Genomic DNA, 19,970 nt, shown 5'->3' on the forward strand with positions numbered 1-19,970 from the left:
ATTGCTTAAGTAAGTGCTATTCGGGGCCGAGGGGATATTTACTAATTGCTCGCTCTACACCTTCAGGTCAAATCCTAAATCCACTTCAGAAGCCGGAACGCCGCCGTTTACGGCCCAGTCTTCGAGCGGTATGTCTCGCAACACTATCTCGACGTGGTTACGTGGTATGTCGAGGCGCTCAAGATTTCTGACGATTGCCTGATAGAGCGTCTTCTTCGCGTCGAGTGATCGACCCACGATCAAGTCGATGCTGATAAAAGTGAATAGATCCTCTTTGTCCGACGGCGCCGCAAATCGGTGTGGCGGGTGCACGATGAGACGGACGTTCTTTTCCGATTCGGGAATTTTTAGTCCTTCCATCATGGCGGCGTGTACCGCGTTGATGATCTCGACTTCGCGATCCGCGGCGTATGTCTTTCGGACTTCAATGGTGGCGGCTGGCACGGTGTCTCCGTTTTCTTGCGCTAACTACGAAAGATGGACAGGTGGTTCTTCTAACAATATAGAGATCGTACCGCATCGGCGGAATCTTAATTTGCGGGAAAACGACACGCTGACGTTGATCCCCATTAGACGGCTATCTGACTCACTTTCCGGCGGTTGGCTGATGGTTTAATCACCCGCTCTTTACGCTTTTTTTATTCGTTCGGGTCTAGACTGCGTGGATATAGAGCGGGTTGTCGATGGCGCGAATTCTTATTTTAGAACGACTCAATCGCAGGATCGGTGCGGCTCATCGGTATGTCTGGACGGTAGCGGCGTGCATTGTCGTGACGTTGCTCGCGTTTCCGCTGCACGAGCGGGTAGTTCTCGTAACCGTGTCGGTCTTGCCGATTCCACGCGCGGCCGAGTCGCAACGTATCTCGATTGAACGCCTTAGTCAGCGTTTCTTTCGAGTCGAAATCCATTTTGGATTCATGGAAGAGCCGGATGTACCGGCGGTGCTCAATCAGTACAACGGCAATGATTTGTCCTTCGAGCCAATGCAAACGTCATTTTTCCTTGGCCGCGAGACAATTTTGCTGAAGGTAACGAAAGGGATGGCGCATTGGCGCAAAAAATTGTTTGTCGCCATGTTCCGCAATGCGGGTAGTCCGTCCGCGTATTTAAAGTTGCCGCCGAACCGAGTCGTCGAGCTCGGCGCGCAGTTCGTGCTGTGACCTGCAAGGGTTGCAGCAAAGTGATCGCTTCAGAAAAACGACGGAACCATGGATCAGGACCGCCGCGAATGGCGCTTACTTAAGCAAAAGCCGAAGCCTATCCGCCGCCACTCCCTCTCCCCTTGCGGGAGAGGGCCGGGGAGAGGGGTGATATAACGTTGCTAATGGTTCCCCCTCTCCCTCTCCCTGTCCCTCTCCCGCAAGGGGAGAGGGAACGCTGCTGTTATGACGGTGAAATTTCTTAAGTCAGTGCCATTCAGGACTGCCGCTATTAATTATCCCGCCAATCCCGGATACACATTCTGCACATCATCATCCGCATCGACGGCTTCTAAGAACGCCTCGACTTCCGTGCGCTGTGCGTCGCTCAGTGCCACCGGATTTTTCGGCCGGTAACGTAATTCCGCCGACTGCACGATAAATCCATGTGTCGGTAGGGCACGGGCTACCGCGTCGAGGTCGGATAGATCAGTAAGGAATAACGTCGCACCGTTCTCCGCCGGTTCGAGATCGCGGGCACCTGCCTCGATGGCGGCGACTTCCGGGTCGGCGGTGGTCGATTCGGGAGTTGCTTCGATCATTCCGAGGTGGTCAAAATCCCAGGACACCGAGCCCTCGGCACCCAGATGCCCGTCGCGAAACAGCACGCGAATGTTGGAGGCGGTGCGGTTCACGTTGTCCGTCAGACATTCGACAATGACCGGCACCCGGTGCGGCGCGAAGCCTTCATAGATGAGCTTCGTATAGTTAACTCCTTCGTCGGCAAGGCCCGCACCTTTCTTAATCGCCCGCTCGATATTGTCCTTGGGCATGGACCCTTTCTTCGCTTGCTCCACGGCCAGGCGCAGTTTCGAATTCAAGTTCGGGTCGGCGCCGGCGCGCGCGGCTACCATGATTTCTTTTGCCAGCTTGGTAAACAGCCGACCCTTTGCGTTGGCCGCCGATTCCCGACCTTTCGCTTTCCACTGTGCGCCCATACTAGTAAGCCCTCGCCTGATTCGTTGCGTTGCGGTGAAGATTTCGGCGAATAGTATAAAGGACAGCGCGGAAAACTGAGGTCGGGTAGTAAATAGAGTCGGGCCAGAATGGCACTTACCTATATATAAGGATCAAACCCGAATGGCACTTACTTAACTCGACTATGTTACTAAACTGACCTGCCCCGAACTTATTAGCAGGTTCCTTCCCCTTCAGGGGGAAGGACAGGATGGGGGTGGGTTGTGGTCGCTACTGCAAAAAACCCACCCCCACCCCGGCCTAACCCGACGATTTCCTATTCCCTCTCCCCCGTGCTTTTCGGGGGAGAGGGTTAGGGAGAGGGGGTTAGGTAAAACTGTCGATGTTTCATGCGCCCCTCTCCCTCGCCCTCTCCCCGCAAGCGGGGAGAGGGGATATTTGCTTAAGGTAGTGCCATTCGAGCCGGGGTCGGAATGATACCTACTATCTATATATAAGGGTCAAACCCATCCCCACCCCCTGAGAGAGAGGGTGACGGCGGAAGCAGAGCGAACCGAGCACCGTTATTCGTTTAGCCCCCGTTTGGCTGCAGCATACTGTTGCGGTTGCCCTCGGTATCCAGGAATGAAACGTATAGCCCTATCTCCGGAATCTCCATCGGCTCGCCCAAAACTTTGCCGCCCGCCTGGGTGACTTTCTTCATGGCATCGTGGATGTCAGCAACGGCGATAACCACCGACGGATATTGCGCCGGCCAGTCCGGCTTTTTCGGATAGAAGCCGCCATTGATGGCACCCGCTGGCGCGCCCGGTTTTGCGTCCGACTGCGCGGTGGTGGCAACGACATAGTTGCCCATGTCCTCACCCAGCATCTGCGTCTGCCAGCCAAACGTTGACTGATAAAACGTCGCCATTCGCTCTCGATTGTCGTAGGGCATTTCGAAATGAACGACAGGGTTCATGTTTTCCTCCGTAGTTGGCTAGGTTCGCTGGTTAGTCGAATAAGCGTCGATCGTTTAGACATCCCGCCATATTTTTTTCTGAATTTATTCTTCGAAGCCCAGCACATAATCACTTAGACAATAGGGGGATGAGGCGTAAAACTTTTATCAAAATTGACAGGGCAACGACCGATGAACGAAAGTACGGCCTTCGATTGTGATTTGATTTAATTCAGCCCTATGGCGAAATGCAGGGAGCAGCCTTCAGTTTTATTTCTGTCACTACGCTCGCCAACACGTTATGCGTTACCGACTCGCCGATGCTAGCGGAGCTGGGAATCCATCCAGTACCAAACCGTCGGCGGAATCATCAATTGTTTTTCAGCTCAAGAATAAAGGTAGGGAGCCATGCGCTTCGTCACAATACTTATCATCTGCTTAATTAGCGCGCCCGCGACCGCCGGCGTCCTTGGAAAAAATTGGGGGGACAACTGGCGTGTGGGCTGGCTGGGTACCCTGACCCAGAACAAGGTCGACGATAACGACGGTCCAACCGACAAAGAAACGGATACCAGTGTCCTTAACGTACTAGTGCTTCCGCCGGCAAAAGGGCTTCAGCGCTTTCTCATCCAGGGCTATCAACAAGAATTTCGGTTGGCCCCGTCGACCGACCATATCGGCCAGGATGTCGAACGCACCGGCATAAACGCCTCCACGCAATGGCGCTGGAATCTGGCGGGCGACTGGCGGCCATGGATCGGCTTCGGCGTCGGTTATGTCAGCGAATCGCATAGCAATCGCCATACGATTCGCGCCGATGGTTTTCTTGACCAATCGTTTGCGGAGGAATCACCGGCCGGTTTCGTCGCGGTTCTGTCCGCCACCACCGAGTGGTCGTTGGCGGAGCAATGGTCGCTCGGTCTGCACATTCAACATGAGCAACCCTTTGGCGACACCACGCAAGTGACAAGCGTGGGTCTTGCCGTCCTTTACGACTTTTAATCAAACAACATTCTTCGTCGAGACTTAGCCCTATGACCGCACGCCAATCGTTTTCGATTCTTATTAGCCTCGTGTTCGCTTGCCTACTCGGCGCGTGCGGTGGCGGTGGTGGTGGCGACGGTGTTGCCCCCGTTGCGCCCGACACAACAATCTCCGGCGTCGCCCACGACGGGCGTATTGCCAACGGCACAGTGACACTCTATTCCTTCGCGACCGGTGCTAAGGACGAAGCGGCCGTCCTCGGGCAAGGTTGCGCCGACGACAACGGAAACTATGCGATTACGATTAACGCCCCCTCGCAGCCCATTCTTGTTGAAATTACCGGTGATCGCTGTAAGAACGCCGATAACACCAGCGGCGGTCGATACACCGAAGACGCATCGGGAGTAGCGATTGCGCTCAAGTCTCCGCAAGTCCTGCGAGCAGTGACGCCATACACGCTCGGCAAATCTGCCACCGTTCACGTCACGTATTACACCCATCTCGCCGCCGCGCTCGCTCAGTATTATGTCGCGCAAGGTCAGGCAGCCTCGGACGCTATTAATAACGCCAATACGGTCATCGGCTTGTGGCTCGACCTGCCGATTCTGACCACCGAACCGCTCGATATCACAAACCCCGCAAACGCGTCGACGTCGTTAACCGATGGCCTGAAATATGGCTTCATGACCGCCGCCGTTTCGCAATGGACGCTCACCGCCAATCGGACGCAAAACATTGCCGATCACACCGTTTATAACTCGATCTCGTTTGCGCAATTGGCGTTTGATGATCTCGTCACCGATGGACTGTTAAATGGAGTCGGCAAAAATGGACCTATTCCCCCACTGGGCACCATTGCGCTGAACGCCGAGGTCTATCGTCACAAGATGGCTGTCGCCATGTTGCAGATGGTCCAGGGTACGCGTAACCGCACGGGGTTGAGTGTCGCCGCCGTAGTGAACCCGATCAAAGCATTCAACGACAGCACGCAGCCGATTTTCGGCATGCAGGAAGTCACCCCACTGGACGAAGGTGGGCCGAAGATTCCCAGTATCTCACCTGCGGCCGGCAGTACAGTTAGCGGAGAGTTCACGGCGAGTGCGACGGTCAGCGATATTGTCGGCCTGACGAAAGTCGACTTCTACCTCACCTTTCCGGACTCCGTCGCTCACTTTCCTCTTCCTCTCGACTTGCCTGAGAACCTGAACAATCCTCGTAGCACTGTAAATTCGAAACTCTACCCCAATGGAGCCAACTGGACTTTACATGTTGAGGCCACCAATTTGCTCGGTCACGGTGGGGCGGCGAAAGCGAATCCATTAACAATTAACAATTGATAATCCCACTCAGTGAACGTAGTCCCAGATTACATCTCGCTTGATTGGGAAATAGGTTGCTGGGATAGCTTGTAATAAATAATCAATAGGGAGCTTTTGTGACTTCATCATTCTGTGTCCACAGACGCATCGCCGCCTCACGTAAACTGATAACAAACGCAGTCACGCTAATCATTGCAATCCTCCCTTCGCTATTCCTCACCTCCTGTGGCGGCGGTGGTGGTGGTGACGGTGCGCGCCAGACTCCGCCGCCCGTCGTGACCGACCTTAAGGTATCAGACGACAAACCGTTCGCATTGTCCTCCGTAACGTTTTCGGCACGATGCACTGGAGAGGGTCTCAGCTACACCTGGGATTTTGGCGATGGCGAAAAAACACCGGCGAAGGAAATTTCGCCAGGCTCAGACGCTGTTTCGGCAGAGCACTTCTATGAACACGAAGGCCCCAAACAAATTAGCGTCACCTGTATCGATTCCTTCCATCAACAAACATCGTTAGCGGTTACTGTAAACGTCCAGCCCGCAAGAGTCGGTGATATGTCGCACCTCGCTTGCAGTGGTGAGAGGGGTCGCGGTTGGTGTGTGCAGAATCCGCTGCCAACAGCGACGAATTTCGCAAGTGTTGCGATCGTGAAACCCGCAATCGTAGGGAGCGAACCGCAAACTATCTGGGCCGTCGGAACTAACAAGGCCATCGTAAAGACTACGGACGGAGGCAGAAATTGGAGGGTTCAGAAATCGGGTACGTCACACGACGTTACATCCATTGCGGCGGTGGACACAAACACAGCTTGGGCGACAGGAAACAATTACAACAGCTCAGTCATTTTGAAGACGATTGATGGTTCCACTTGGATACCGCAACCCCTTCCGCTGCCCGCTGAACCCAATCTCAAGCTCCATTCCATTTCCGCCGTCGACAAAGAGACGGCCTGGGCTGTTGGAGAAAGTGACAGTGGGGTGGTGGTGCTTAGGACTATTAATGGTGGCCCATGGGAAAGCAAAATTTCTAATACGCAGGGCACCCTCTATTCCGTTGCTGCGGTAGATGCGAATACTGCCTGGGCAGTTGGGTCGGATGGGCAAGACCGTCTGATCCTGAAAACCGAAGATGGTGGAAAATCTTGGGCTTCCCTCAGCCTTGGAAGATTTGACGGTATCACCTCCGACCTCAGTTCCATTGTCGCCGTGAGCGCAAATACGGCCTGGGCCGTGGGTAGCGTCGGCGAGTACGGAGCCCTATATATCACTTCAAACACTGCCCCAGATGGCACCATCACGTTCCATCCACAGGGTGGCTCCACCGGAAAATCGTTGACGTCTATTGCCGCCATAAATGCCAATACAGCTTTGGCCGTGGGGTACGGGTGGAACGGAGCGCCGGCGCCGATTGTCAAGATCACGATCAATTCCAATAATGTATTGGGCATTCAAGATGCCACAACGAGTGAGGTTGGGACGGATAGTTTAAGCGCGATTGCGGTGTATTCCAGTGCAATCTGGGTGGCCGGAAAAGACAGTACAATTTTGAAAGCGACAGATGACGGCAGCAACGCATTTATTTGGGAACACAAGAATTCCGGAAGCAGCAAAGGATTGAATTCCGTTGCGGCCGTCGATTTGAACACAGTCTGGGCTGTCGGTGACTACGGTACGATTCTAAAGACTCCCAATGGCAATGCTTGGGTGCCACAAAAAGCCGAGCAGCTCGATAAGTCCTCTAAAAATTCTGCTGTATCTGTTGCTGTTGTTGACGCGAGTACGGCGTGGGTGCTTGCTTGGGATGGCAAGATTCTAAAAACTACCGATGGCGGTACAACCTGGATAAGTACCTCTATGCCAGAACTCCCCTTGCGTGCAATTACTGCGGTGGACGCAAATACGGCGTGGGCAGTTAGCAGGAAACTGTTGTCACCGGGTGTGTATGCGAGTGCGGTTTTCAAAATTACGACGACAACTGTCAATGGCATTGCCACGTTTGCGTTAGAGGAGAAGATTATCGGGACAGATCCTCTCGTCGCCATCGCTGTTGTAGATGCGAAAACTATTTGGGCGATGGGATACGGCACGATTTTCAAGACGCAAAACGGCGATCAAAATTTGGAGAACCAGAAATGGGAGAGCAAGGCCATCGAAGTGACTGAAGGAGTACCGTTCTCTGGTATGTATTCTATGGCCGCTATAGATAAGGATACGGTTTTGGGTGTGGGCTCTGACGGGACGATCGTTAAGATTGTAACGACAACTACCAGCACCGGCATTCAATTCAAAATAGATGGCAAGAGCCTAGAAAAAAACTACACCCTTAAGTCTATTGCCGTAGCGAAGAACGCCAATTCCGATGTTAGCGGGATCGTAGCTTGGGCGGTGGGATCCCACTGGGTTAATGGGACTGACGTTATTTTTAAAACCGAGGATGGCGGTGCCATTTGGGTTCGACAGGACCCAGGTACCGCAAGCTCCCTGACATCCGTCACCGCGGTGGATAAAGACACGGCGTGGGCGGTTGGAGCGGGTGGACTCATTTTAAAAACCGTTACCGGCGGTTACCAATAATCTAGGCCCTGTCATCAATTAACCCAATACCAGTTGGACATCAACATTTCTGCGCGAACTTATTAGCAGGTCCCTTCCCCTTCAAGGGGAAGGACAGGATGGGGATGGGTTGCGATCGCTGATGCAAAACCTCACCCCAGCTGTTCCCGCTCGGTGCGCACGAAAATCACGCGTGCCCGTTCGGCGGTGGATGACGCATTTCTTAAGGGAACCTCTAAAAATTCAAGGTAGGGTGGGCAGCGTTGTTCTGTCCACGCGTTTTTTGGGATCCGCGTGGGCAAAAAATCGTTGCCCACCCTACATGTTTGAATTTAGAGGTTTCCTTAAGTGAGTGCAGCGCCATCGTGGCAGATTTAAAAATTCGCGTCTCAGTCAACAAAATGAATCTGTCCACCTTATCGTTATCGATAGCTCTAATAATCACTCCGCTATTTACTGCCGGCTGCAACGCGCAAACTCAGAAGCCTTTAGATCCGACCGCGAATCGTCAGCAAGTGGTCAAGATGGAATCAATGACGGGAATGAAGCTGCCCGCCGACGCTGAAATACTGTTGGACGAAGATGCCGGGCGCCAAGTTGGCGAGTATCACGTAACGGTAATTCATTCGAAAGCGACGATAGCTGTGCCGACAAAAGTTAGATCGCTGCCAACTCACACAGATTCCGACAGCACGCTGCATAGAATCCTGTCGAATAGAAAAATAGGGAAAATAAAGAATATGACTATGTATGTTGGCGACTGGGTGACTCAGAAGGGAAGCTGGTCTTCGACATTGTATGAAACTGAAACTGGCTTTTATTTGCAGCTCGAAAATTCAAAGCCAGTTGAATGATGGGCAATTTTTTGTCTGTTCAATTACTACGTTGCTACCGTTTAATGATTGTGGAAAAACAGTGCGCGATTTTGTTGCTGATTTATATTGAGGGAACCTCTAAAAATTCAAACACGTAGGGTGGGCAACGATTTTTTGCCCACGCGGATCTCAAAAAAACGCTTGGGCAGAACAACGTTGCCCACCCCACCTTGAATTTTTAGAGGTTCCCTTGACTTAATTAAATGGGTCAAGCCAACAATGTTTGAAAGCTCGATCATAAGAAAAAGTGGCCAATGGTGGAAATTGGTTAGTTCATTTTTATTAATGTTGGTTGGTTTGGTCACAATGTTTTATGGTTTTGCAAAACTACAACCAATATTTATTTTTAGTGGAATGTTATTGGGTTTAATCGGCATTATATTTACTTTTTTTTCTATCCGTTGCCCTGTTTGCAGAACCCATTGGGTATGGCAGGCAGTCAGCAATAAGGACACCGGTCGATGGCTGGAATGGTTAATGAGCCTTTCGCGCTGCCCTTCATGCAACGCCTTTGCAACCAAGGACAGGTTGTAATCATGCGCGATATGCTGATGTTACGACGTTGCCGCCTTCGTCAGGGTCGATACACCGAAGACGCATCGGGAGTAGCGATTGCACTCAAGTCTCCGCAAGTCCTGCGAGCAGTGACACCGTACACGCTTGGCAAATCGACCACCGTTCACGTCACGTATTACACCCAACTCGCCGCCGCGCTCGCCCAGTATTACGCCGCGCACGGTCGGTCGGTCGCCGACGCCGTCAACGACGCCACAACCAACATCAGCTCGTGGGTCGGCGTTCCAATTTTGACCACCGAACCGCTCGATGTCACAAAAGCCGCTACTCCGCAGCCGGCGCTGTTGGATTTGGAACCTTCATGACTTCGCCAACCGCATTTACCGGCGGGACACCTTTGAAGACGATATCGCGGCCAACTGATACCTCGCCTGTCTGTGCCATCAACCACATCGGATCTGCGCCTAGAAAGAAATCGACCACTTCGCTTTCGCCCATATATTGGTTGCCCGAATTTCGATACAAGCGCACGAATCCGGGATCTGCCTTATCGCGGTTCATTAACCACTGCAAAAGACTGACGTCGTAATATTCCAACCGATAACTTCCGTCAGGGCTTGCGACCACCGATTCGAGCCGCGATCGAGGATACAGAAACACGGCGGCGCACACGGCGAGCCCAATGATGAGTAGCTTCCCTTTGTGCTTGCACAACACGACCATGATTTTGTCCATCGTTAAATCTCCAATACGAGCGGCTTTATCAGGCGCTCTCGACGGACGTCTGAATAAAGAATGAAATCGCCGCCTTTGCCATATTTATCACGGTAGCGACGGAAGTCGTCATTCTGGACCGCGTAGAACCGGCCGACGGGAGCCTCGTCCTTGTCGACGTATTGCTCGTCGATCTCGATGTCCCAGCGTAGTTGCAGGTCACGCTGGACGCCCTGGAATCCCCAGTAACCCAGCGGCTGTGAGATTAGATCGTAGCTGTCGTCGTTGAAGTCGTAGGTGTCCCGCAAGTAGATCCCGACTTCGTCAACGATAACCTGAAAGCGTCCGTTTTTAAGCGGCGTCACTAATCCGCTTACGGCAATTTTTAAAAGTCCCCGCGCGACGCCGCCAAAAAAATCGTCGAGGGGATCCAGGAGGGATCCGACCTCGGCGACGTTGACTTGGAACGTTTTGTCGAGATCCTTACCAGGCAACGACAGATCGCCGAAGCGCCAGCGTGTCATGCCAAGCGGGATCATTGGCGGCTGTGCTGCAATCACCCGCCTCTTAAGTTGCGCTAGCCCGGCTGGCGTTTGCCAGCCACTCAACAGCTGATAATAAGCGCTACTTACGCGCGAGAAGCCCATCACCCACTTCATAGTGACGATGCGTTCATCCAAGTGAAACGCCGAAAGGTGGCGCGGATCGGCCCGATTTGTCTTTTCGTCTTGAGTTAGCGTGTAGGCGGGATTTGCAAACCACCGGCGCATTAGCTGAGCGCCGACCTTCCAGCCCAGCTTTGTGTCCATTACGTCGGGAATATCGGTGATGCGGAAAAGCCTAACCTTCTCGGATTTTTCTTCTTGGGCGGCGGCCGGCGCACTGGTAGACATCGCAAAGTCCCTTTGTCGTTATTGTGGCCGGCCATTCTGCCTGGTTGCACTTCCGTTCTGCTAGTGGCTCCTATGAACGAAGGTGCCTTTTCAAGCCGGCGGCGCCGCAGATAGAATCGCGCGAGCATTACTAAGAAGAATCAGCTAAGGACACCAGGGAGGAAGGCTATGCAGACAATCACCCCCAGTTAGTCGTTCATCCCCGAGCAGTGCCATTCGCGACCCGCATGCGCGGTTCGTCACTACTCGTCTAAAAATATCGTCTAATTGGAAGGGCGAGAGATTGCGCGCATCCTCTCTTCCAAGCTTCACTCGATCCGTCATCGTATAAGCCGGAAGGTTTTCGAAACCTTTTACGGCGCAATGCTTCCGACACGTTACATTAAGGAAAAAACGCGAAAATATTTTTCGTCATGGTCGATCCATCGGGTCGGCGAACATGTTTTGATAACGCATCTTTTTTAGGTTGCCGTATTGCGAGATATCGCGACCATATCGCTGTTGCAATTGTTCTGCCGCACGCCGCCTTTAGCTGCTTTATCTAGTTGGTGTTCGGCGAGCTTTTTAATGGTTTCATCCTTTTCGGGATGTCGAATTTGGAGAAATCCATACTCGTCGCCAAGTTCGGAATCGGCGGCAACATAACTGACTTCAGTCAAATAAATCTTTCACCTTATCGTTAGTGCGACGACAGCAAGTATCGAACAGACGTCGCGCCTCTTCCTCGTAAGCCTTTCCAGCTTCTTGATGCATGAAAAAACGTCAAGTGTCCGACTATCTATTTCAATTGTTCCCGGCTTAATGGGAACAACAGAATGGCCGCAGGTGATGGATCAATATCGGAGGAGAGATGACGCTCGGCGATTTGCCCAAAACTATGCGCGCCATTGTTCTGGCAGGGATCGGCGGTATCGATCGACTACAGCCTGTCGAGGTTCCGGTTCCGCGCCCGGGCGCGGGAGAGGTGCTCGTCAAAGTCGCCGCCTGCGGACTTAACAACTCGGATGTCATGCTGCGCATCGGTGGCTATGGCCGCGAAGACGATCCCGGTGCAGCGACCGGTTGGAAACGGGAGGCGTCAGGTTTTCCTCGCATTCAGGGCTCCGATGTCGCCGGCGTCATCGTCGCCGTTGGTGCCGGTGTTGATCGAGCTCGGGTAGGGCAACGGGTGTTGGTAAACCCGACGCTTTATCTCAACGATCCAGAGGACCCGACTGACGTCGATTATCTCGGTTCGGAACGAGACGGCGGCTACGCGGACTATTGCGTCGTGCCCGACGGCAACGCGTTGTCGGTGGCGACGGACATGGACCTTGCCGATCTCGCGACCTTTCCCATCGCCTACTTAACCGCACTGCACTTGTTGAACAGAGCGCGTCTCAAGACGGGCGAGCGCATCGTCGTCACCGGCGCGTCCGGTGGCGTCGGTTCGGCCGTCCTCCAATACGCCAGGTTGCGCGGCGCTAAGGCGGTGGCGGTCGTAGCGCGCGGAAAGGAGTCGCAAGCGCTCGCGTTAGGTGCGGTCGCGACCGTTCCGCGAGATGCAAAGGATTTCGGCGGCGCATTGCGCGAGGCCGCCGGCGGTTCGGTGGATGTCGTTGCTGATGTGGTGGGTGGCAGCGCCTTCGCTGAATTACTGACAGCGCTACGCCGCGGTGGGCGGTACGTGGTTTGTGGCGCCATCGCTGGGCCGATCGTCTCGCTGGACTTGCGCACAGTTTACTTGAAGCACCTGGAGCTCATCGGCTCGTCGTACGGTACTGCCACCGAGTTTCGGCAGTTGGTCGCTCATATCGACGCCGGCGATCTAACGCCGTTACGCGCGTTGACCTATCCACTTGCACAGTAGGCAGACGCACAGTCGGCGTTTCTCGCCAAGCGCCATTTCGGCAACATTGTCGTTACACCGTAACTAAAGTCGTTAGGGACGAATGATGACTTTTTCTCGCGCTTACAAGATTCTCACCTTCGACGTCATCGGTACCTTGATCGATTTTGAAACGGGCATCCTTAATTGCATCCGCGCGATTGCGGACAATGTCGCTATCGAGTTAACCGATCGTGAAATTTTAGAATCGTTCGCCCAGGCAGAGGACGCCCAGCATCGCCTGATACCCAACATGTCGTTTACGCAAATGCTCGAACCCATTTACTGTGACATGGCAACAACGCTTGAGTTACCGATAGCGAACGACGAAGCGCAGCGCTTTCGATTGTCGGTCGTCAATTGGCCCGCCTTTCCCGATTCGATCGACGCGTTAAGACGGCTTAAGACGAGCTATCGACTGGTCGCGCTTACCAACGCCGATAACTGGGCGCTCGACCATATGGCGACGACGCTGGGGCAGCCCTTCCATGACGCGGTTACTGCCAGCGATGTGGGATGTAACAAACCCGATCCGCAAATGTTCGCGTACTGTCGCGGGAGGCAAAGCGTTCACGGGTTCATGTTGAACGACTATCTGCACGTCGCCCAAAGCCAGTATCACGATATCGGTGTTGCCAAACGCCTGGGCTATCACGTCTGCTTGATTGAGCGCCGCCGTCGGCACGGCTTCGGTGCCACGCCTATCCCGCAAACGATTACGACACCGCACTATCACTACTCGACGCTGGCGGAGCTCGCCACGAACTTACTCGGATCCGCATAAAACCGTCATTCCACCCTTGAGCTACGCCGGCAATTCCGCGTGGCGTAGGCTAAGGAACGACTCAAGTTTCCATCTTGGTCAGTTTCGAAATAGCCGCCAGCAGTTCGTTAGCATCGGTCGGCTTCGATAGATACGCATCGAAGCCGGCATCCAGCGCTTTGTACCGATCGGTGTCGCGGGCGAAGGCGGTTAGTGCCAGGGCGGGAACGTGCGCCGCTTCGTGCTCGCGTTCGATGGCGCGGATTGCCTTTAACAGGGCGTAGCCGTCTTCGCCCGGCATGGCGATATCGCTTACGACCACGTCAGGTCGGCAGAGGGCAAAGGCTTCACGTGCGAGCACCGCCGATTCCACGGCGCGGACGCGGGCGCCGTGCATTTCGAGCAAACGCCGGGCGGCGTCACGCGAGGCGGCCTCGTCTTCGACTAGCAGGATGTCGACGCCGGAGAGGCCGCTTCTATGTTTTGCTGCGCGCGGTATATCTTTATTCGCCGGCTCTTTGTGTTCCGGCTTCGCTTCCGTCGCATTGCCCACTTGGATTTCCTGCGGCAACCAGACGATGAAGGTCGCGCCTCGGCCTTCGCCCTCACTGGTGACAGTGATCGTTCCGTTGTGCATCTCAATCAACTGCTTGGAAATGGTGAGGCCTAGCCCTAAGCCGGCGTGCTGGCGCGTGGTCGCGCTGACGTCCGCCTGACGGAAGCGGTCGAACACTTGCGATAGGAATTTAGGATCGATGCCGATGCCGCTATCGGTGACTTCGATTTGGAAGCCGCGGTTCGCGCACCGTAATTGCACTCGAACGTTACCGCCGACGGGCGTGAATTTGATGGCATTGTTGAGTAGATTCCACAACACCTGCTGTAGTCGCGTCGAATCGGCGCGGACCAGGCCGATGTTGTCCGCGAATGTCGTTTCGATAGCGATACCGCGCGCTGTCGCTGCCGGCAGTGTCGCCTGGATTGCGCCCTCGATCGCCTCGGTGAGACTCGTCTCGCTCATGGTTAACCGCAGCTTGCCCATTGCCATGCGCGAGATGTCGAGCAGGTCTTCGATGAGCTGTTGTTGCGCCTGCACGGCGCGATTGATCGTTTGAAAACCTTCAGCCCACTTCTGCTTGGGCACTTTGTCGCTCGCCAACATGCTCGACCATAGACTGATGACATGGAGTGGTGTGCGCAGCTCGTGGCTGACGACCGCTACGAATTCGTCCTTGGCGCGACTGGCGTTCTCGGCAACGACGCGAGCACTTTCGACCAGCAGGCGAAAACGCTCTTCGCTGTCGCGCAGTGCCTGCGCCGTACGTTTGCGTTCGCTGATTTCCCAGCACGTTGCAACCGCGGCGATGACTTCGCCGGCGTGATTGCGGATCGGCGCGGCGTTGATGGTTAACGTGCCGCGCGCGCCGTTGCGTTCAAACTCGATTTCTTCGTCGATGATGGATTCGCCGGTGGCGAGCGAGCGCGCGAGCGGCCATTCGTCCGGTTGGTATGCTTGGCCGTTCGCATGGAACCCTTTGAAGTCGACGTAGGCGCCGGTCCAATGCGTGTCTATCGGTGGCGGAAACGAGTGGCCGAAGAGTGCCGCACTCTGACGGTTGCTCAGCAATAATTTTCCGGACGGTGCCTCCGCCACCAGCACCGCCGCTGGCATTTGCTCGACCACCGCTTGAGTCATCTTCAGTTGCAGTTGGTTGTTGGCGATCGTCAGTTCTTCATTATTGCTTAGCTCGCGCGCGTCGACGGTATTTTGCAATTCTCGCCGCATGACGCGCCGATCTTCCTTGAGAGTGCGGTAGCGGCGGGTGCTGCTCGGTACTTGTGCTTCGGTATTGTGATGTCGATCGTTCTCAGACCCCTGCATGGCAGCACCTCTGCTTCTTAAAACGATTCAAGTTGGATAGATCTCGACAGCGTTAATAAATAGTCGGCTAGGCTCTATGTACCGTTGCCAATATTTGTCTTACCGATATTGCTAATCGCTCCGAGCTTAGAGGCATGTTCGGCACAAACAGCAATTCGCGGACTGCGAATACGGTAGGAGTGGAAACGTCGTGCTATCAGTCAGCACGCGGTCTTTCTTGCGAGTGCGGTTTATTTTGAACCAGCTACAAATCAGGTCTACCGTTATCAAGGTTGGTTAAGGCATTGTCAGGTGATGTCTACACATTTTTCCCATGGCCGCAGTGATTGCCTAAGGTGGTTCCACCCTGAACTCAAGCACTATCCCGATTGCACATGAAACGCGAAGCGGCCAGAGATGCGGAGTATGCCGAGACAATCCGGAGCTTGTCTCATCTGTACCTCTTTACTGGCCGGGACCGCGGCACAACACCAAAGCTTGAAAGAAGGCTATCGCCGACGACTGAAGACGCTGCTCGGGTCCAAAACGTTCCCCTATAAATACTCGGCGAGTCACATCGAAGGGTTGATCAACAAGTATCGGAATCCGTATTTCGATACCGCCTTCGGCGATGCCTCGTCCGTCTATCCGCTGAACGGACAGCGGCATGCACGCATATGAAACAATGACGGTGGACTAAAAAAGGAGTGGGTCGATCTATTGGTTGCATATCCGCTAGGATGGGCGCAGCCCATCGTTGTCATATCTTGATGGGCTACGCCCATCCTACAATCGTGGCGTCCTTAAGTAAGACATTGCACGCCAATCCCTTGTTACTCGTTTGTCGAATCAAGTTCGATTGATAGACACCCCACCGTCGACAAGAATCGCTGCACCCGTGATGAAGCTTGATGCATCCGACGCGAGGTGTAGCACTGAGCGTGCAATCTCGTCGGGTTGTGCCATGCGCTTGAGGGCATGAAGACCGTCGACAAAGGTGCGCACGTCGCGGGCGGCGCCCGGCGCGTTAGCGATGTTCGCCGGCGTGTCAGTGCCTCCGGGGAGAATGGCGTTTGCTCGAACGCCTTTCCGCCCGAACTCGGTTGCTAATACCTGGATCAGGCCGATCAGTCCTGCCTTACTAGCCGCATAGGCCGTCATGCCGGGCATGCCGACGGTGTAGCCCACGAAAGAGCCGGTGAAGATGAGCGAACCACCGCCGCGCGCAATCAGGGCGGGCACCTGATACTTCGCGCCAAGAAAAGCGCTCGTCAGGTTGGTATCAAGCGTGTCGCGCCATCCAGCCAGCGACACGGCGGAAACGGGTCCTATCTCACCCATCGAACCGGCATTATTGAAAGCGACGTCGAGACCGCCAAAGCGGCCGACGGCCGTTTCAACCAGAGCTTTAGCCAAGTTCTCATCCCTTATGTCGCCGGCAATGGCAACGGCTTGGCCATCTGCTGCTTGGATCTCCTCGACCAGTGTATCGAGCTCAACTTGGCGACGCGCGGTCACGATGATCTTGCAGCCTTCCCGCGCGAACAGCTTGGCGGTTACGCGGCCGATGCCGGAACTTGCTCCGGTGACGATAGCAACCTTATCGGCAAGTACTTTCATTCCCACTCCTTCTTTATCGATTGTGTGGGAGTAGTGTGCCGACTACACAGTGCTGATCGCGACCCGATTCTTGCTGTTAATTCAACCGAACGCGCACAACGGATGAAAGAGTAGAAGTGGTTGGAGTGATTAATAAGTAAACAGCCAGTTGATTGCTTAAACTTTAATCATTCCGACACGAATGGCACTTAAGCAAAAGCCGAAGCCCTATCCGCAACCACTCCCTCTCCCCTTGCGGGAGAGGGCCGGGGAGAGGGGTGATATAACGTTGATAAGGTTTCCCCTCTCCCTGTCCCTCTCCCGCAAGGGGAGAGGGAACGCTGCTGTGATGGTGGTGAATCTATATAAGTAAGTGCCATTCCATTCCGACACCTTTCTCGCCGCCGCGAGCCGAACTAACGTTCGGCTCGCTTCGCCAAGTCCCCGTTAATTCGAGCGCTTCTTTTTCACCAGCGCCAGCCATTGGCCATCGCCCGGTACGTTGAGCCGGACAGCGCTGCTGCCGTTGACGTCGGCTCCGTCGGTCCAACGACTGGTGGAGATCTCCAACCACTTCACATGGAACGTCTGTGTTGGAGAAACCGCCAGCTTAACGTCGCCGCCGTCCGGAAAATAAACCGCGTACGCCTCGCCTTCGATTTGCGTGGCATAGGCTTCGTTGTTGCTACGATCCGATAGCAACGCATACTTGGCGTCCGGCGTGGAACGCGTCATGTCGAATTCGTTCAAGAACAAGCGCGCGCTGCGAATGTGATGTTGCGCGTCATCGTTCAAGCCGATCCCCGCCGTCGGCCGATGGAAACGCACCGCCGCTGCGCCGCCGATCAAGTGGCGCCACCAGCGTTCAGTGCCGTCTTGCGTGGTGCCGTAGTCGCTCGAGGTATTCATAGTTGGTGCACGGCCGATCAAACGTAACAACCAGCGCTTGAAGCGGTAATGAATGGTCGTGTTCTGGTCGTTATCGGCGCCGTACGTTTTAACGTTATTGATCGGCCGCGGCGTGGCAGCGATGTAGTCGCGCGCCCAATGGAAGTTGTTCCAGTGGCTGTCGCCGTTCTGATGATTGTTCTGCGATAGCTCGACAAAATCGTAGTGCTCCGGATGATCGAGCGTGTAGCGGTGATGCGGCCCCTGCAGATTCCAGTCGTCCCACATCTCGGTGGCGAATGCGCGCACGCCGGCTTCTTGCGCGCGCTGATGAATATGGTCTGCCCAGTAAGCACCCCAGGCTTCATCGGCCGATGTCTCGTTGTCCATGCAATAGATTACGTTCGGGTAACGCAACGAGCGGCGCAACATCTCGTCGACTAGCCGCTGTTGGTACCGAAGGACGACGGTGTTATGCCGTTGCTTGGGCGTGGTGAAGAAAAACGGCTGCTTGTCGTCGCCCGGATGATCGGGATAGGCCTGGGCGAATCCCGATTGGGCGTAGGTGTAGTTGACGTTATTTTTCGGGTTGAACGGCTGCACATCCCATTGTTGGCGCGAATAATCGAATCGGTCCCAAACTTCAATTTGAACGATGATGCCCAACTGCTGTGTCACCTTCAGCAGTTGCTCGAATCGACGCCAGTATTCCGGGTTCCAGCGCTCGAGGTCATAGCGTCCGTTGGCTAGCTTCGCGAACGGCTGAACGTTTCCGTCTTCGCGCGAGCTCATGCTGTTACGGATGTAGTTGCCGCCGACCGAGGCGAGCAGCTGCAAATGCGCTTCAAGGTCGGGAATTTGAAACAGGTTGTGTTGCTTCGAGCCGCCAATCAGTACCACCGGTTTCCCCTGGTATTGCCAGTAACGGGGATTTTTCGGGTACGGCTGAATGCGATCCGCGGCGGGCGCGACATCGTTTGCCGCCACGGGCGGCGGTGATGCGGCGACGAAAAGTACGGTGGCCGTGGCAATCGCTCGGCTTAGTCGGTGGAGTAACTTCTTCAGGTTGGAGTTTCCGTTCATAGCTCCGTACTCAGAGTTGTTGGTTGTAATACCGCATCGCGTTCGTGTTTAACGGACAGCAATGACAGCTTGCTGTCGGCGAACTCGACGAGACGTGGGTGAAAGGTGAGTAGAGAAGGGCGGGCGGTTGTTCCGAGGCTCGGAGATTACCGCGCTTCTAAAAGATAAACCTGGTTAGCATGGCCATGGAGTATAACCAGTCTCGTGGGGCTGATTGAATCAGTGATTTCACGTAAATAAAGCGCTAAGCCCTTTCTTTGAGTGCACGCATGCTGCCTGCGTTCGAAATACTTGAACATCAGTGAGACGCCGGTAAAAATAGCTCGGCGCGCGTGTTGTTTTTTCGCTGGCCGCGCGCCGTTACAACAAGGACTTTTCAGGGAGAAGTGAGTGCCAGATTCCACCGTCGGGTTTCGCTAACCTTCCGCTATCGGCAGTCGACAGATGTGGCTTCGCCGCACGTCGGCTTGCTTTCAACAATAAGGATAGGCAACCGCAGCGTCGCCCGTGTCGACGACTCGCTGTTGCGACCACTAAGGAGAAAACGAAATGTCCATGTTCATGTTTTATTCGGGCATCACGCAGGGGAATGCCAGTGACGCCGCCGGACATAAAAACTGGATTCCAATCCGTCAGTTCGAATGGGGCTCAAGCCGTAAGATCACGTCCGCCACCTCGACCCAGAGAGACCGTGAGTCAACCAACGCTCGCATCTCAGATATTAAAATCCACAAATGGATGGACTCATCGACCTCGAAAATTTTTTTAGAGGCGTGCTGTGGGACGGGCAAGGACGTCGTTATCCACCTCACCAAGACCGGCACAGGGTCGGGCGCTGACGTGTATATGGAGTACAAGCTGGTGCGACACGAGGCTGTGTCGTGAAGTTGTTTTCCCAAGGAGGGAGAAAACCACCGGTGTCACCCGGTGAAGCTAGGGATCTGAATCAAGTAGCGATCCTAACAATGTAACGAAGCGCCGTCATGGCGCGGGGTAGTA

At 54.5% G+C, this 19,970-nt stretch carries 18 protein-coding genes and 1 pseudogene; 10 read left to right on the forward strand and 9 right to left on the reverse strand.

The genetic code is table 11. The features are described from left to right. Positions 1-54 precede the first annotated feature (54 nt). On the reverse strand, positions 55-444 hold the full coding sequence (locus tag HY308_09275; protein MBI3898472.1) for a tautomerase family protein: 390 nt from the start codon (positions 442-444) through the stop codon (positions 55-57). 239 nt (positions 445-683) lie between these two features. Here HY308_09275 and HY308_09280 point away from each other — a divergent pair, with 239 nt between their 5' ends. Further along, the gene (locus tag HY308_09280; protein MBI3898473.1) at positions 684-1,160 is read left to right on the forward strand and encodes a KUP/HAK/KT family potassium transporter; all 477 of its coding nucleotides are present in this window, start codon (positions 684-686) and stop codon (positions 1,158-1,160) included. Positions 1,161-1,435: 275 nt separating this feature from the next. On the opposite strand, the gene HY308_09285 is transcribed toward HY308_09280, so the two are convergent. Then, the gene (locus HY308_09285) at positions 1,436-2,137 is read right to left on the reverse strand and encodes a YebC/PmpR family DNA-binding transcriptional regulator (protein MBI3898474.1); all 702 of its coding nucleotides are present in this window, start codon (positions 2,135-2,137) and stop codon (positions 1,436-1,438) included. Between the two features lie 551 nt (positions 2,138-2,688). Further along, complete coding sequence (locus HY308_09290) at positions 2,689-3,078, reverse strand: VOC family protein (protein MBI3898475.1); 390 nt, start codon at positions 3,076-3,078, stop codon at positions 2,689-2,691. A gap of 387 nt (positions 3,079-3,465) precedes the next feature. Here HY308_09290 and HY308_09295 point away from each other — a divergent pair, with 387 nt between their 5' ends. The 5 genes from HY308_09295 (at position 3,466) to HY308_09315 (ending at position 9,668) form a co-directional block, all read left to right on the forward strand. Then, positions 3,466-4,059 carry a hypothetical protein gene (locus HY308_09295; protein MBI3898476.1) on the forward strand — a complete coding sequence of 198 codons (594 nt, stop codon included), beginning with the start codon at positions 3,466-3,468 and terminating at the stop codon, positions 4,057-4,059. Between the two features lie 32 nt (positions 4,060-4,091). After that, positions 4,092-5,378, forward strand: a complete 1,287-nt coding sequence (locus HY308_09300; GenBank protein MBI3898477.1) for an Ig-like domain-containing protein — start codon at positions 4,092-4,094, stop codon at positions 5,376-5,378. A gap of 98 nt (positions 5,379-5,476) precedes the next feature. Beyond that, the gene (locus HY308_09305; GenBank protein MBI3898478.1) at positions 5,477-7,933 is read left to right on the forward strand and encodes a PKD domain-containing protein; all 2,457 of its coding nucleotides are present in this window, start codon (positions 5,477-5,479) and stop codon (positions 7,931-7,933) included. 344 nt (positions 7,934-8,277) lie between these two features. After that, a complete protein-coding gene (locus tag HY308_09310; protein MBI3898479.1) occupies positions 8,278-8,766 on the forward strand; it encodes a hypothetical protein in 489 nt (162 codons plus the stop codon). Between the two features lie 557 nt (positions 8,767-9,323). Beyond that, positions 9,324-9,668, forward strand: a complete 345-nt coding sequence (locus tag HY308_09315) for a hypothetical protein (protein MBI3898480.1) — start codon at positions 9,324-9,326, stop codon at positions 9,666-9,668. Here HY308_09315 and HY308_09320 read toward each other — a convergent pair. The 3 genes from HY308_09320 to HY308_09330 form a co-directional block, all read right to left on the reverse strand. After that, positions 9,628-10,038: a hypothetical protein gene (locus HY308_09320; protein MBI3898481.1), complete on the reverse strand. Its 411-nt coding sequence runs from the start codon at positions 10,036-10,038 to the stop codon at positions 9,628-9,630. The genes HY308_09315 and HY308_09320 overlap by 41 nt on opposite strands. 2 nt (positions 10,039-10,040) lie before the next feature. Continuing rightward, positions 10,041-10,910 (reverse strand): hypothetical protein, encoded by an 870-nt coding sequence (locus HY308_09325; protein ID MBI3898482.1) that lies wholly within the window; start codon positions 10,908-10,910, stop codon positions 10,041-10,043. Positions 10,911-11,371: 461 nt separating this feature from the next. Then, a complete protein-coding gene (locus tag HY308_09330) occupies positions 11,372-11,569 on the reverse strand; it encodes a hypothetical protein (protein ID MBI3898483.1) in 198 nt (65 codons plus the stop codon). Between the two features lie 191 nt (positions 11,570-11,760). Here HY308_09330 and HY308_09335 point away from each other — a divergent pair. Continuing rightward, positions 11,761-12,822: pseudogene (locus tag HY308_09335) on the forward strand (zinc-binding dehydrogenase). 22 nt (positions 12,823-12,844) lie between these two features. Next, positions 12,845-13,561: an HAD-IA family hydrolase gene (locus HY308_09340; protein MBI3898484.1), complete on the forward strand. Its 717-nt coding sequence runs from the start codon at positions 12,845-12,847 to the stop codon at positions 13,559-13,561. A 61-nt stretch (positions 13,562-13,622) separates the two neighbouring features. Here HY308_09340 and HY308_09345 read toward each other — a convergent pair whose 3' ends face one another. Then, on the reverse strand, positions 13,623-15,422 hold the full coding sequence (locus HY308_09345) for a response regulator (protein MBI3898485.1): 1,800 nt from the start codon (positions 15,420-15,422) through the stop codon (positions 13,623-13,625). 405 nt (positions 15,423-15,827) lie between these two features. On the opposite strand from HY308_09345, the gene HY308_09350 reads away from it, so the two are divergent. Continuing rightward, positions 15,828-16,082 carry a hypothetical protein gene (locus HY308_09350; GenBank protein MBI3898486.1) on the forward strand — a complete coding sequence of 85 codons (255 nt, stop codon included), beginning with the start codon at positions 15,828-15,830 and terminating at the stop codon, positions 16,080-16,082. Positions 16,083-16,250: 168 nt separating this feature from the next. Here the strand turns inward: HY308_09350 and HY308_09355 are convergent, their stop codons facing one another. Together HY308_09355 and HY308_09360 are read right to left on the reverse strand one after the other, a co-directional pair. Beyond that, on the reverse strand, positions 16,251-17,021 hold the full coding sequence (locus tag HY308_09355) for an SDR family oxidoreductase (protein MBI3898487.1): 771 nt from the start codon (positions 17,019-17,021) through the stop codon (positions 16,251-16,253). A 426-nt stretch (positions 17,022-17,447) separates the two neighbouring features. Further along, the gene (locus tag HY308_09360; protein MBI3898488.1) at positions 17,448-18,971 is read right to left on the reverse strand and encodes a hypothetical protein; all 1,524 of its coding nucleotides are present in this window, start codon (positions 18,969-18,971) and stop codon (positions 17,448-17,450) included. Between the two features lie 549 nt (positions 18,972-19,520). Between HY308_09360 and HY308_09365 the strand changes: the two genes are divergently transcribed. After that, complete coding sequence (locus HY308_09365; protein ID MBI3898489.1) at positions 19,521-19,856, forward strand: type VI secretion system tube protein Hcp; 336 nt, start codon at positions 19,521-19,523, stop codon at positions 19,854-19,856. Positions 19,857-19,970: the final 114 nt, after the last annotated feature.

The sequence above is a fragment of the Gammaproteobacteria bacterium genome (assembly GCA_016199745.1).
GTDB lineage: Bacteria > Pseudomonadota > Gammaproteobacteria > Acidiferrobacterales > Sulfurifustaceae > JACQFZ01.

Bases quoted from the DNA above. Each gene is read 5' to 3' on its own strand.
- HY308_09320 (MBI3898481.1), bottom strand. From the start codon at position 10,038: ATGGACAAAATCATGGTCGTGTTGTGCAAGCACAAAGGGAAGCTACTC.
- HY308_09325 (MBI3898482.1), bottom strand. From the start codon at position 10,910: ATGTCTACCAGTGCGCCGGCCGCCGCCCAAGAAGAAAAATCCGAGAAG.
- HY308_09365 (MBI3898489.1), top strand. From the start codon at position 19,521: ATGTCCATGTTCATGTTTTATTCGGGCATCACGCAGGGGAATGCCAGT.
- HY308_09345 (MBI3898485.1), bottom strand. From the start codon at position 15,422: ATGCAGGGGTCTGAGAACGATCGACATCACAATACCGAAGCACAAGTA.
- HY308_09285 (MBI3898474.1), bottom strand. From the start codon at position 2,137: ATGGGCGCACAGTGGAAAGCGAAAGGTCGGGAATCGGCGGCCAACGCA.
- HY308_09315 (MBI3898480.1), top strand. From the start codon at position 9,324: ATGCGCGATATGCTGATGTTACGACGTTGCCGCCTTCGTCAGGGTCGA.
- HY308_09290 (MBI3898475.1), bottom strand. From the start codon at position 3,078: ATGAACCCTGTCGTTCATTTCGAAATGCCCTACGACAATCGAGAGCGA.
- HY308_09350 (MBI3898486.1), top strand. From the start codon at position 15,828: ATGCCGAGACAATCCGGAGCTTGTCTCATCTGTACCTCTTTACTGGCC.
- HY308_09280 (MBI3898473.1), top strand. From the start codon at position 684: ATGGCGCGAATTCTTATTTTAGAACGACTCAATCGCAGGATCGGTGCG.
- HY308_09300 (MBI3898477.1), top strand. From the start codon at position 4,092: ATGACCGCACGCCAATCGTTTTCGATTCTTATTAGCCTCGTGTTCGCT.
- HY308_09360 (MBI3898488.1), bottom strand. From the start codon at position 18,971: ATGAACGGAAACTCCAACCTGAAGAAGTTACTCCACCGACTAAGCCGA.
- HY308_09355 (MBI3898487.1), bottom strand. From the start codon at position 17,021: ATGAAAGTACTTGCCGATAAGGTTGCTATCGTCACCGGAGCAAGTTCC.
- HY308_09295 (MBI3898476.1), top strand. From the start codon at position 3,466: ATGCGCTTCGTCACAATACTTATCATCTGCTTAATTAGCGCGCCCGCG.
- HY308_09340 (MBI3898484.1), top strand. From the start codon at position 12,845: ATGACTTTTTCTCGCGCTTACAAGATTCTCACCTTCGACGTCATCGGT.